At 70.5% G+C, this 12,283-nt stretch carries 10 protein-coding genes and 2 pseudogenes; 4 read left to right on the top strand and 8 right to left on the bottom strand.

Annotated elements, in window-relative coordinates; genetic code table 11:
• Positions 1–226 precede the first annotated feature (226 nt).
• Positions 227–2,305, top strand: a complete 2,079-nt coding sequence (gene ligA, locus ABZ260_RS07515) for an NAD-dependent DNA ligase LigA (protein WP_355613984.1) — start codon at positions 227–229, stop codon at positions 2,303–2,305.
• 133 nt (positions 2,306–2,438) lie between these two features.
• Here the strand turns inward: ligA and ABZ260_RS07510 are convergent, their stop codons facing one another.
• Together ABZ260_RS07510 and ABZ260_RS07505 are read right to left on the bottom strand one after the other, a co-directional pair.
• Positions 2,439–3,335, bottom strand: coding sequence for an alpha/beta hydrolase (locus ABZ260_RS07510; RefSeq protein WP_355613982.1), 897 nt, complete (start codon positions 3,333–3,335; stop codon positions 2,439–2,441).
• A gap of 369 nt (positions 3,336–3,704) precedes the next feature.
• Entirely contained in the window at positions 3,705–4,136 is a 432-nt protein-coding gene (locus tag ABZ260_RS07505) for a nitroreductase family deazaflavin-dependent oxidoreductase (RefSeq protein WP_350926308.1), read from the bottom strand.
• 405 nt (positions 4,137–4,541) lie between these two features.
• On the opposite strand from ABZ260_RS07505, the gene ABZ260_RS07500 reads away from it, so the two are divergent.
• Positions 4,542–5,372, top strand: coding sequence for a PhzF family phenazine biosynthesis protein (locus tag ABZ260_RS07500; protein WP_355613980.1), 831 nt, complete (start codon positions 4,542–4,544; stop codon positions 5,370–5,372).
• 104 nt (positions 5,373–5,476) lie between these two features.
• Here the strand turns inward: ABZ260_RS07500 and ABZ260_RS07495 are convergent, their stop codons facing one another.
• On the bottom strand, positions 5,477–5,959 hold the full coding sequence (locus ABZ260_RS07495) for an NUDIX domain-containing protein (RefSeq protein WP_355613978.1): 483 nt from the start codon (positions 5,957–5,959) through the stop codon (positions 5,477–5,479).
• A 203-nt stretch (positions 5,960–6,162) separates the two neighbouring features.
• Here ABZ260_RS07495 and cpt point away from each other — a divergent pair, with 203 nt between their 5' ends.
• Complete coding sequence (gene cpt / locus ABZ260_RS07490) at positions 6,163–6,774, top strand: chloramphenicol phosphotransferase CPT (RefSeq protein WP_355613976.1); 612 nt, start codon at positions 6,163–6,165, stop codon at positions 6,772–6,774.
• A 45-nt stretch (positions 6,775–6,819) separates the two neighbouring features.
• Here cpt and ABZ260_RS07485 read toward each other — a convergent pair.
• Positions 6,820–7,392 (bottom strand): annotated as a pseudogene (locus ABZ260_RS07485) (hypothetical protein).
• Between the two features lie 124 nt (positions 7,393–7,516).
• Complete coding sequence (locus tag ABZ260_RS07480; protein WP_355613974.1) at positions 7,517–8,587, bottom strand: NADP-dependent oxidoreductase; 1,071 nt, start codon at positions 8,585–8,587, stop codon at positions 7,517–7,519.
• A gap of 62 nt (positions 8,588–8,649) precedes the next feature.
• Between ABZ260_RS07480 and ABZ260_RS07475 the strand changes: the two genes are divergently transcribed.
• Positions 8,650–9,435, top strand: coding sequence for a gamma-glutamyl-gamma-aminobutyrate hydrolase family protein (locus ABZ260_RS07475; RefSeq protein ID WP_355613972.1), 786 nt, complete (start codon positions 8,650–8,652; stop codon positions 9,433–9,435).
• On the opposite strand, the gene ABZ260_RS07470 is transcribed toward ABZ260_RS07475, so the two are convergent.
• From ABZ260_RS07470 to ABZ260_RS07460, 3 genes and pseudogenes are all read right to left on the bottom strand, one after another.
• Positions 9,413–10,432, bottom strand: coding sequence for a hypothetical protein (locus ABZ260_RS07470; RefSeq protein ID WP_355613970.1), 1,020 nt, complete (start codon positions 10,430–10,432; stop codon positions 9,413–9,415). The two genes, ABZ260_RS07475 and ABZ260_RS07470, sit on opposite strands and share 23 nt — an antisense overlap.
• A gap of 2 nt (positions 10,433–10,434) precedes the next feature.
• A complete protein-coding gene (locus ABZ260_RS07465; RefSeq protein ID WP_355613968.1) occupies positions 10,435–11,205 on the bottom strand; it encodes a glutamine synthetase family protein in 771 nt (256 codons plus the stop codon).
• A gap of 877 nt (positions 11,206–12,082) precedes the next feature.
• Positions 12,083–12,259, bottom strand: a pseudogene (locus tag ABZ260_RS07460) (helix-turn-helix domain-containing protein); the annotation flags it as partial.
• Between the last annotated feature and the right edge of the window lie 24 nt (positions 12,260–12,283).

The following is a 12,283-nucleotide window of genomic DNA, read 5'->3' as shown; positions in this document are numbered from 1 at the left end:
TGACAATCAGCCCCGTCCGGGCGATGACCAGCCAATATCGGTTGGTGCTGAAGGTTCCACGCCTTCTCCTACCCCCTCTCTGCCAACTGCTATGACCGAGGTGAGTCCCACCGTTCGACGCTGACCGTCCATGCCGCATCCCGGTCCGGAGGAAGGGAGGGACATTCCAGCTCCGGGGCGCGTTCCGTGACCCGGAATTGTCGGTGCCGGACGAGATGATGGGATCATGACCGACGCACTCCCCAGCAATCTTCTCGCTGATCAGACTGCCTACGCCGAAGCCGTTCAGCTCGCTCTGGACGCCGCCGCGGCCTATTACGGAGACGGCACGTCCGCGCTGGACGACGACGCCTACGATCGGCTGGTCCGGGGCATCCAGGCCTATGAGGCCGAGCATCCCGATGAGGTGCTGCCGGCCTCGCCGACGGGCAAGGTGGCCGGTGGCGCGGTGGTCGGCGATGTGCCGCACACGGTGCCGATGCTGAGCCTGGACAACGTCTTCGGTGCCGAGCAACTGGTCGACTGGGCCGCGTCGCTGGAGCGCAGGCTGGGCCGGCCGGTCACGGCGTGGAGTGTGGAGCCGAAGCTCGACGGGCTGGCGATCACCGCGCGTTACCGAGGCGGGCGGCTGGCGCAGCTGGTCACCCGGGGGGACGGCACGGCGGGTGAGGACGTGAGCCATGCGATCGGCACCATCGTGGGGTTGCCCGCCAGGCTGGCCGAGCCGGTCACGGTGGAGCTGCGCGGTGAGGTGATGATGACCACCTCTCAGTTCGAGCAGGCGTGCGCCAAGCGCCGCGCGCACGACGGCACCACGTTCGCCAACCCGCGCAGCGCCGCCGCCGGCACGCTGCGTGCCCAGGACCGGCCGTACGTGTGTGAGCTGACGTTCTTCGGCTACGGCGCGCTGCCACACCCCGACGACGCCTCCGAGCCGGCCGTGCGGCTGCGCGGGCTGCCGCACAGCGAGGTCATGGCCTGGGTCGCCGGACAGGGCGTGCAGACTCCCGCCGTCACCGACGTCGGCGGGATCGTCGCCGCCACCCTGGAGCAGGTTCAGGAGCGGGTCGAACAGATCGCCGCCAAACGAGCGGATTTGGCGTTCGGTATCGACGGCATCGTGATCAAGTGCGATCTCGCCGCGGACCAGGCACAGGCCGGCTTCAGCTCGCGCGCGCCCCGGTGGGCGATCGCCTACAAGCTGCCTGCCACCGAAAAGATCACCAAGCTGATCGGTGTCGAGTGGAACACCGGCCGCACCGGCGTCATCGCCCCGCGCGCCGTGCTGGAGCCGGTCGAGCTCGACGGCAGCGTCGTCACCTACGCCACGCTGCACAACGTCGCCGACATCACCCGCCGCGGCCTGATGCTCGGCGACAGCGTGGTCGTCTACAAGGCCGGAGACGTGATCCCCCGGGTCGAGGCCCCGGTCGTGCACCTGCGCACCGGAGCCGAACAGCCGATCGCGATCCCGCAGGTCTGCCCGTCCTGCGGCGACGCGATCGATGCCTCCCAGGAGCGGTGGCGGTGCGTACGCGGGCGTGCCTGCCGGGCGATCGCCTCCATCGGCTACGCCGCCGGCCGCGACCAGCTCGACATCGAGGGCCTGGCCGAGAACCGCATCCAGCAGCTACTGGACGCCGGGCTGATCGCCGACTTCGCCGACCTGTTCTATCTGACCCGCGAGCAGGTGCTGGGCCTGGAGCGGATGGGCGAGACCAGCACCGACAACCTGCTGGCCGCCATCGAGCGGGCCAAGGCGCAGCCGCTCAGCAGGGTGTTCTGCGCGCTGGGCGTGCGCGGCACCGGCCGTTCCATGAGCCGCCGCATCGCCCGGCACTTCGGCAGCATGGACGCCGTCCGCGCGGCCGACGCCGAGGCGATCCAGGCGGTGGAGGGCATCGGCCCGGAGAAGTCACCGGTGGTGGTGGCCGAGCTGGTCGAGCTCGCCGACCTCATCGACAAGCTGGTCAAGGCCGGGGTCACCATGACCGAGCCGGGCTGGACGCCCCCCGCCGACCCCGGCGCCGACCCCGAGGCGAGCGGCACGTCCGAGCTGCCGCTGGCCGGGATGTCCGTCGTGGTCACCGGCTCGATGAGCGGGGCGCTGGAGGCGCTGACCCGCAACCAGATGAACGAGCTGATCGAACGCGCCGGAGGCAAATCCTCCTCCGGCGTCTCGGCGAAGACGTCACTGCTGGTGGCCGGGGAGAAAGCGGGCTCCAAACGGGCCAAGGCCGAGAGCCTGGGCGTGCGGATCGTCGGCCCGGAGGAGTTCGCCGACCTCATCGGCCCGTTCATCTGACCAGGCCTGCCCAAACTCGATGGCTGGGCAATCGGCTCATCCTGGCGGGTCGCATCTCCGGACGTTTCATCGATGAGCGGTACCTCGACGCCACTCGGCCACTGCAGTCGCGTGGTTCGGAGTCCTGGGATGATCATCGTGATCGGTCCTGTCGGCTGATCCACTCCGCGATGCGGTGCAGCAGGATGGTGGCGATGGGAAGCGGGGTGGCCGACAGTACGGTGGCGTGGAAGGCGTGGGGCATGCCGTCGTAGATGTCGAGACAGACGTTTCCTCCGGCGGCGGAGACGGCTTCGGCGAAGCGCCGCGCGTCGTCGAGCATCACCTCTTTCGAGCCCACCGCGAGCAGCAGCGGCGGCAGCCCGTCGAGCTCGCCGTGGAGGGGAGACTGAGGTGCTCGGTCCGGCTGTGCCCCGGCCAGATACTGGGTGCGGACATGGTCGAGTACGGCCCGGTTGACGAAGTCCTGGCCGTCGTTTGCGTCGATGGACGGGCTGGACAGGGTGAGGTCGGTCTGCGGGGAAATGGCCACCGCCGCCGCGGGGAGGGGATCGCCTGCCTGCTTGAGCACGAGCAGCGCCGACAGCAGCAACGTGCCCCCGGCGGACTCACCCGCCAGGATGATCCGTGAGGCGGGCACGTCCTGGTCCAGCAGGCTTCGATAGGCGGCCACCATGTCGTCGAGCGCGGCCGGATACGGGTGGGCGGGGGCGAGACGGTAGTCCACCGCCAGGACAGGGCGGCCGGTCGCTCGGGACAAGCGATAAGCCATGACCTGTTCCAGGTGAGGGTTTTTGTATTCGAATCCGCCCCCGTGAACGTAGATCGTGACCCCCGCCTCACTCGCCGTCTGGCCTGCCGGGTGGCGGGGAGCGGTGACCCATTCACCGGGAATGCCGCCGGTGTGCGGCAGGGCGGGCGTGAGGTCGGCGTCGGCGGGCAGGACGGGGGGACGGGACTGCAGAGTCCTGAGCTCCGCCAGAGCCGCGGCACTGTCGTCGGGCGTGGTGGGGATGTGTGTGACGTTCAAAACGTGATCCTTCCGCTGTGCGGGTGATGGGGTATGGACCGACACCTGCCCGGTGTGGCTGAAGCTCGTTGACGGGACAGGTCTGGTGATGAGAGCGGTCACCAGACGGCGCGCGGCACGTGCGGCCGGTCGGCCCGGGTGAAGGCGCTGATGGCAGCGTGGTGGTGACCCGCTTCCCGCGGCCCGGCCGGCGCGTTCGGCAAGCGGCACGGTGCCACCGGAACGGCCGGCGCCGGCTGGTTCAGGTGGTCATCGCGTTGGGAATCGGGGCTTCGTAGGTCAGCTCCGCTGTGAGCCGGTCGACCTCGGCAAGGAGCGCGCCGGGGTCGGGCCCGTCGCCGGAGATCAGAACCTGCAAAGGGTGTCCCGCTACGGCCCGGCGGGTGGCCCGCCGTCGACGGGGTTCAGGGCGATGACGGGAATGACCCGCCTCGTCCTGGCCTGGTAGTCGGCCCATCCGGGATCCGACTCCACCGCACGGGCGAAGAGGCGGTCCCGTTCCTCGCCTTCCAGGACGACCGCCTGCGCCTGGTAGGTGAAGACCCCGTCCTCCACGGTGACGCGCGGGTCGGCGAGGAGGTTGTGGTACCAGGCCGGATGGCTCGGCGCGCCCCCGGCGGAGGCGATGATCAGCTTGCGCGCGCCGTCCGGCAGGTAGCCGACCGGGGTGGTACGGCGCGCGCCGGTCCTGGCCCCGGTCGTCGTCAGAAGGAGTAACCGGCCTCCTTCGAAGGGGCCGCCGACCCGGCCGGCGTTGGCACGAAACTCTTCGATGATCCGCTGATTGAAGTCGTTGGGCATGCTCTGCCTACTCCAGGCGTGGGTGAAGCGCGAGGGTGCGCGGTGGAGATGAATGATGCGGTACGGGGGGTACGAAGCCGCCGCACGCCGACTCGGCCGCGGGCATGGAGCCTCGATGAGTACGCGGGGCAGTGGGCCGCCGGCCGGTCACCGGCCCGTCGGATTCGAGAAGAGCTCACATGCGAAAGCGGTGCTCAGCACCACCGAATGCGGGAACGGCGCGCGGGCGCGATGCGGTTAGGCGCAGCCTGTGAAGTGAGAGGTCACGACATCATCCCTTGTTACGGCGCCTCCATGCCACCGCCGTCCTCCAGGTCGGCGACACGCGACGTGGATCATTACAAGCCCTCACGGTGAACGTTGTCAAGGCGTGGATTCGAGGCCCGGGGTGGCATACTCGGCGGCATGCCGCGCCCCTTCCAGCAGGTCGACGTCTTCAGCACCACTCCATACCGGGGTAATCCGGTCGCCGTCGTGCTCGACGCAAGAGGGCTGACCACCGAGGAGATGCTGGAGTTCGCGCGCTGGACGAACCTGTCGGAGACCACCTTCGTACTGCCGCCGAGCGTGCCCGGCGCGGACTACCGGGTGCGGATCTTCACGCCGGGCTCGGAGCTGCCCTTCGCCGGGCACCCGACGCTGGGCACCTGCCACGCCTGGCTGGCGGCGGGCGGGACGCCGGGCGGGGCCGACGTGATCGTCCAGGAGTGCGGGGCGGGGCTGGTGCCGGTGCGCCGGACCGGATACGGGCTGGCCTTCGCCGCGCCGCCGCTGCTCCGCTCGGGGCCGGTCGAGGAGCCGGTGGTGGAGCGCGTCGCGCGAATGCTGGGCATCGGCCGCGCCGAGATCCTGGACGCCGAGTGGGCGGACAACGGGCCCGGCTGGGTGGCCGTCCTGCTGGCGAGCGCGGACGAGGTGCTCGCGCTGCGGCCGGGGTTCGTGGATCTCGACGTGGGCGTGGTCGGCCCGTATCCCGAGGGGTCGCCGGAGGCGTTCGAGGTGCGGGCGTTCTTCCCCAAGGACGGCGCCACGGCCGAGGACCCGGTGACCGGGAGCCTGAACGCCTCGCTCGCGCAGTGGCTGCTCCGCACCGGCCGCGCCGAGGCACCGTATGTGGCGAGTCAGGGGACGGTCCTCGGGCGTGCCGGGCGCGCCCACGTCTCCCGGGACGCCGACGGGACGATCTGGGTCGGCGGCGGCACGATCACCTGCATCACGGGCGATGTTGAGCTGTAGACGTGCCGTGCCTGATCGCCTGCGAAGGCGCCAGTCGTACGAGAACCACGGGGTCGCTGCGGGGGCGAGGGCCGTGCGCCGCCTGCCCGCCTCTCGGCGGCCGCTCAGCCGAAGTACTCCGCCACGATCCTGGTGTGCAGCGGGAACGCCAGCTCCCTTGGCCCGTCGATCAGCAGCCACTCCGTCGTCTCGGCCGTGGGCGTGACCGGCGGGAGGGTGGCCGAGCGGGTCCTTGGCCCCAGAGCGAAGATCAGTACGGTGCCGTCGGGGGCGCTGAGCACGTCGAGGAGGCGCACCTCGTCCGTGTCGACGACGATCCCCGTTTCCTCCCGGAGCTCCCGGACGGCCGCCTGCTGCCAGGACTCGCCCATGTCGACGAAGCCGCCGGGCAGGGCGAGCCCACCCCGGTGCGGTTCGATGTCACGGCGGATCACCAGCAGGCCGTCGTCGACCGGCAGCACCATCACCGCGACCGGCAGCGGGTTGAGGTAGGAGGTGTTCCGGCAGCCGGCGCAGGTGCGCGGCCAGTCCTGGCCGGGGGCGAAGACCGCACCGCAGAAGGAGCAGTGCGAGTTCCTGATCGTCACGATCGTGAGACTAGACCAGCACCCCGTACGGGGTCGATGGCCGGTAACGGTGACCAGCCGCGGCAGAGGCCGTCGATGGCGGCGCGGAGGCGGCCATGGCACGGCGGGTTCGCGACCGGGGAGAGCCGGTGGTGCGCGGCTTACGCGCCCCAGGACCGCGCGCCCCAGGACCGCGCGGTCAGGGAACGCGTGTCCCTGGTGCTGTGACCGGGAACGTTCACCGGGGTGTGGTCTGCCGAAATCCGTTTTGTGCCGTAGGGGAGAGGCCCTACTGTGGCGGGGTGGCGACTCGGATGATCATCATCAATGGTGGTTCCAGCTCGGGGAAGTCCGGGATCGTACGGTGCCTGCAGGCCGTTCTTCCAGATCCGTGGCTGGCGTTCGGCGTCGATTCATTCGTCGACGCGATGCCCGCGAGGATGCAGGCGTCGGACGCGGGGATCGAGATCGCGGCGGACGGCGGGGTGAGCATCGGGGCGGACTTCCGGGCGCTGGAGGCAGCCTGGATGGAGGGTGTCGTGGCCATGGCCCGTGCCGGCGCCAGGATTATCGTCGATGACGTCTTTCTCGGCGGAGCCTCGTCCCAGCAGCGGTGGCAGAAGGCTCTGAGCGAGCTGGACGTGCTGTGGGTTGGTGTGAGGTGTGAGAGTACGGTCGCCGCAGGCCGCGAGGTCGCACGTGGAGATCGGGTCCAGGGTATGGCCGCGTCGCAAGCGGATGTGGTTCACGACGGTGTGATTTATGACCTGGAGGTGGACACGACGCATACCGAGTCCCTGGTGTGCGCGCGGACCATCGCCGCCTGTGTCAGCTGATCCACGGATCAGCTCCCGGCCGCCCGGCGTTTGGCAACGGGCAGCTCAAGCTGCGGCGGTGCTGGGTGGGCCTCCCCACCGGATGCCTTTCTCACTGCGGATATGGGCGCGTTCGCGGCGCTGGGCGGCGAGGACGTCGGGGTGGTGGGTGTAGGCGTTGCGTCAGTACAGGTAGACGTGCAGGGCGCGGGTCTGCACGGTGTGGTTGGGGTGGGTGGCCGGCAGCCGGGCCGGGCGGCCCTGCGTGGCCCGGCAGGCCCCGGCGACAGGCCAGCTGCCCAGCGGGCCGAACTCGTCGAAGGCGAAGGTGAGCTCGGGCCGCTGCGTCGGGGCGCACTCGATCTCGTCCAGCTTGGCGTCGAAGTCCGGGTCCGGGGATTCTTTCCAGGTCTTGGTGCGCTGGAAGGTGACGCCGTGGCGGGCCAGCAGGGTGCGTAACGCCTCCCTGCCGAGGGTGAAGGCGCGGCCCGGCAGCCGCACCGTGTTGCCGCCGGCCGAGGCCAGCAGGATCATCGCCCGCCGATATCGGACCGTGCTCATCGTGCCGCGCCGCACGATCCGCTGCAGCTTATGCCCTTCCTGGTCCGTGAGCCTGCGTACCTTGACCGGTTGCGTCACCCTGCCTCCCAAGCGCCGATCGAACGTGATCAGCACCCATCCAACCGGCACGAGCGTCCTACACGCCAACCCAGTGATCGTTTCCGGTCACAGCACCAGCGGGGTCTGTCAGCCCTCCTCGTGCCTACTTGTGCCGCAGCCGCAGCAGCTGCTTGCCCAAGTTCTTGCCGTCGAAGAGCCGGTTCATCGTGTCCACCGCGTCCTCGACGCCGCCCTCGTGGACGTCCTCGGCCCACACCAGGCGACCCTGCCGGATCCAGTCCACGAGCCGACGCGTCGCCTCGTCGAACCGGTCGACGAAGTCGGTGACGATGAACCCTTTCATGTCCGCGCTGCGCACGGTGATAGTCGACAGGTTAGTGGGCCCGTAGGCCACCGCCTCGTCGGAGTACCCGCTCGAGATCCCGCCGCACATGACGACCGTGCCGCGCTGCGCGATGTTCGCGATCCCGGCCTCCAGGATCCGGCCTCCCACATTGTCGTAGAAGACGTCGACGCCGTCGGGGGCAAGCTCGTGGGCCCGCGCTCTGACGTCTTCGGCCTTGTAGTCGATGACGTCGTCGAAGCCGCCGACCTCGGAGAGCCAGTGCACCTTCTCGGCGCCACCGGCGATGCCGATCGTGCGAGCGCCCGCGAACCGGGCCAGTTGCCCGGCCACCGACCCGGTGGCACCGGCAGCGCCGGAGACCAGGACCACGTCACCCGGGCGAGGAGAGGCGAGCTGGAGCATCCCGAAGTACGCTGTGAGGCCCGTGGTGCCCAGCACGCCCAGCGCCGCCGTCACCGGCACGCCCTCGGGGACCGGCCGCGCGACGGGCGTACCCACCGCGGCCGCGTGGATGTGCTCCAGCAGCGCCGCCGAGTGCGACCCAGGCTGGGCCACCACGTGGGTCTGCCAACCGAAGTTGCCGGTCACGACGGCGCCGACCGGGAGCTCGTCGGTCTTGCTGACGACGACCTCTCCCACCGCGTGACCTCGCATGACCTCGCCCAGCGGTACCGGCGGCGCGTACGACGGGCCGTCGTTCATCCAGCCGCGCATCGCCGGGTCGAAGGCCAGCCAGTCGACGCGGACCAGGACCTGGTCGGCGCCGGGCTCGGGGACGGCCACCTCGTCCAGCACGAAGTCGTCGAGGGTCGCGGTCCAGGTCGGCCTGCGGGCGAGCCGCAGCTGTCGATTGACGAGTCGAGTCATACGGGCCAAGATACCCGAAAAGGTCTAAACGCTCTACCAATAGCACGCATAGGAGGCGTCGAATGGTGGCTCACCCCTCGCGACCGGTCATCGGTCTCACCTACTCCTCGACGGATCTCGAACGGTTCTCCCTGTGGCGCAACATGCTGCACGGGTTCGCCGAGGCAGGTGCGGTGACGCTGACCATCGACTGCCACCAGCCTCACGACGACATCGCGGCGGTCGTACGCCGCCTCGACGGCCTGGTGGTCAGCGGGGGCGCCGACGTCGACCCGGCCGCGTACGGCGCGGACCCCGGTGACCCGGCGATCCGCGACATCGACCCGATCCGGGACCGCAACGAGCAGGCCGCGCTGCGCGCCGCGCTCGACGCCGGCCTCCCGGTGCTGGCGATCTGCCGTGGCCTGCAGCTGGTGAACGTCACGCTCGGCGGGACCCTCTATGCCGACCTGAACCGCGACCTCGCGGGCGAGGTCGCCCACGAGCTGCGCGAGGAGGCGCTCGCGTGGCCGCTCCATATGGTGGACGTCACCCCCGGATCGCGCCTCTCGCAGTGGCTGGGCGGCATGAGCGGGCGGCTGGCCGTCAACAGCGAGCACCACCAGGGCGTCCGCCGGCTGGCCGACGGGCTGGTCGCGACGGCGGTCGCCGACGACGGCCTGGTCGAGGGCGCAGAGCTGAGGGACCATCCGCTGGTCGCCGTGCAGTGGCACCCCGAGATCCTGTGGCCGAACGAGGAGCACGCGCTCCAGCTCCTGAGCGGCTTCGTCGACGCGTGCCGGACCGACCCGGCGGCGGATCAGTCGGTGTCCGCCGGCGCGGGGGTCACGACCGTCGTGACCGACTAAGCCAGGACGGCACGGGCGCCCCGACGCTGGTGAACGCCTCGTCCGGCAGGAGCGCGGGGTCCTTGTAGAGGGACCACGTGCACTGGTCCCGGCCCGGCCCTTCGCCGTCGGGGCGCACCGGCGGTTCGACCACCCGCAGCGGCATCCCGAGGTGCTCGATGGGGGCGCGCTGCTGCAGCTGGCAGCAGTGCACGCAGTAGTGGCACACGCCGGTGGTCCGCCACGCCCAGTCGTGCTCGCTCTGGGTGAAGGTCCGGCCCGGCGTGGACTCCGGGTCGACGTACGTGCGCCCGCCCGAGCCGCAGGGCTCGAACCGGACCACCCACCGGTCCGGCTCCTCCCAGACCTCGAAGTTGCCGTCCCGCTCCGGCCCGCTGAGGTGGCCGCGGGTGGCCTCGAAGATGTCGAGCACCAGCCGCTCCAGGGACTGCCGCCACGGCCTTGTCGCGGGGTCGTACTTTTCCCCCAGCGCCGCGTAGTAGTGCGCCAGGAGCCGATCCCAGAGCGGACCGACACAGTCCTCGCCGAGCGCGTCGACGCCGACGGCGATCAGGGCGCACAGGGCGTCGGTCGCGGGATCGTGGGCGGTCTGCCACACCATCCGGCCTGCCTCGAGCTCCTCCTCCGCGCCCGGGGTGTCCCTTGCGCGCGCCCGTACGCCGAAGGCGGCGAGGTGCTCGCGGTAGGTCGCCCAGCCCGCCTCCAGCGTCTCGGCGGTCCGAGCGGCCAGGTCGCGGGTCGGTGCCAGATTCCCGTCAGGCACGCCCAGCTCGACGAGCAGGGCGGGCAGCCGCCCGAGCCAGAGCAGGTAGAGGTCGAAGGCCTCCTGGGCCTCCTGGGCGGTGAGCTCGGCGAGACTCACCGCCGACTCGACGTCGTCCGCGGCCAGCGCCTCGCGGGCCCGGACGTACGTCGACTCCCCCTGCTGTGCCCAGTCCTCCAGCCGGACCGCGTGGCCGAGCAGCTCGTTGTGCCCGACCGCGGTCGGCGGCCGCACCGTCAGGCCCGCTCGAACAGGCGCCGTTTCTCCCAGTCGGTGACCGTCTCCATGAGGAACGCCTTCTCCTCCTCGCGGCCCATGGCCAGCAGGTGGGCGTGTGTGGCGGGGCCCAGGGCGATCCGCATCTCCTCGCTCTGCTCGAACAGGTCGAGCGCGTCGTGCAGGGAGCCGGGGATGAGCGGGACGTCCTCACGGGTGTACATGTCGCCGCACTCGATGGTCGGCATGGGCATCCCGGCCTCGATGCCGTCGGCGCCGGACAGCGCGATCGCGCCGAGGGCGACGTACGGGTTCACGTCGGCACCGGGGATCCGGTTCTCGATGCGGCGGGTATCGCCCGAGCCGACCACGCGCAGCGAGCAGGTGCGGTTGTTGTCCCCGACCGCGATCACGGTGGGCGCGAACGAGTGCGGCTGGAACCGGCGGTAGGAGTTGACCATCGGCGCGTACATCAGCGTCGCCGCCTCGGCGCGGGCCGCGAGCCCGGCCACGAAGCCGTCGAAGCGCGGGTCCGCACCCAGCGGCGTGGACGTCTCACGGTCCCAGAGGCTGACGTGCACGTGGCAGGAGCTGCCGTCCGCGTCGATGTTCCACTTGGCCATGAACGTCGCCGACTTCCCCATCCGGGCGGCGATCGTCTTGACGCCGAACTTGTAGAGGAAGTGCCGGTCCGCCATCTCCAGGCAGGTGGTGTGCTTGAGGTTGATCTCGTGCTGCCCGAGCCCGTACTCGCCGGCGTATCCCTCGATCTCGACGCCGGCCTGGTCCATCTGCCGGATGACCTGCTCGATGAACCCCTCGGACCGCAGGCAGGCCAGCGTCGGGGTCGGTCAGGCCGATCGCCGACGCGGTCAGGGCTCCGTCATCGAGGACCAGCCGAACGCGCTGCCAGGCTTCGGGAGCGAACACCCGCCGCAGGCAGCCGAGGAGGTCGGTGATTCTGAGCCGTACCAGGCGGCCCGTCTCGGCGGAGTCGTTCGTGACGACGACCACCGTCACCTGCTCGCCGGGCAGGGCGGAACGGACGGCCTCCTCGGCGGCGGCGAGACGACCGGCACCCAGCACCGCGATCAGACCATCGGCGCCGAAGTCGACCCGATCCCCGTTGATCTGATTCGCGAGTCCGGTGGGCGGATCCCACGCGTCCCCACACGGTTGTGCCGGAGCGACATAGGGCAGATACGACGGCGTCCAGGTGTCGGCGAGATCGATCCCGGACAGATGCTCACACGCACGTGCCAGGTCGAAAGGGTCACCGAATCCCGGTGCGCTCTCAGCCAGGTGACCCGAGCCGTCCAGCAGCGTCAGCACCAGCTCGGCCAGCCGTACCCGTCGCACCGGCACCGCATGGGCCGGTTCGCACGATTCCAGCGCGATGGCGAGCAGCAACGCCTCCAGCCGGACAACCTGCGCCAATACCGTGCGCCCGTGCTCGTCATCGAGGACGCCGACCAGCGAGCGCAGGTGCAGCCGCCCTCCCGAAGCCGTGTCGCCGACCAGGGGCAGCCGTTCAAGCCAGGTCCGGGCGAACAAGCCCAGCACCTCGGCCGACGACGTCGGCGATGTCTGCGACGTCAGCGACGTCAGCGACGTCGCCGGCTCACCCGAGGTGGCGTTCTCCACCATGTCGATCAGCACCGCCAGATACAGCGCGCGCTTGCTCGGGAAGTTCGAGTACACCGCCCCGCGGGTCAGCTCGGCCCGCTCGGCGATCCGGTCGACCTTGGCCAGGGCGTAGCCGTGCTCGGTGAACTCCTCCCTCGCCGCCGCCAGCACGGAGGTCCGGGTGCGCTCCTGCTGCTGCACCCGAGTCAGTCGAACCATCGCAGTTCCTTTCCCTAGATCGCC

The organism is Streptosporangium sp. NPDC006013, from assembly GCF_040614275.1.
GTDB lineage: Bacteria > Actinomycetota > Actinomycetes > Streptosporangiales > Streptosporangiaceae > Streptosporangium.
This window is presented reverse-complemented; position numbering and strand designations above follow the sequence as displayed.

Bases quoted from the DNA above. Each gene is read 5' to 3' on its own strand.
- ligA (WP_355613984.1), top strand. From the start codon at position 227: ATGACCGACGCACTCCCCAGCAATCTTCTCGCTGATCAGACTGCCTAC.
- ABZ260_RS07505 (WP_350926308.1), bottom strand. From the start codon at position 4,136: ATGCCCAACGACTTCAATCAGCGGATCATCGAAGAGTTTCGTGCCAAC.
- ABZ260_RS07500 (WP_355613980.1), top strand. From the start codon at position 4,542: ATGCCGCGCCCCTTCCAGCAGGTCGACGTCTTCAGCACCACTCCATAC.
- ABZ260_RS07480 (WP_355613974.1), bottom strand. From the start codon at position 8,587: ATGACTCGACTCGTCAATCGACAGCTGCGGCTCGCCCGCAGGCCGACC.
- ABZ260_RS07475 (WP_355613972.1), top strand. From the start codon at position 8,650: ATGGTGGCTCACCCCTCGCGACCGGTCATCGGTCTCACCTACTCCTCG.
- ABZ260_RS07465 (WP_355613968.1), bottom strand. From the start codon at position 11,205: ATGGACCAGGCCGGCGTCGAGATCGAGGGATACGCCGGCGAGTACGGG.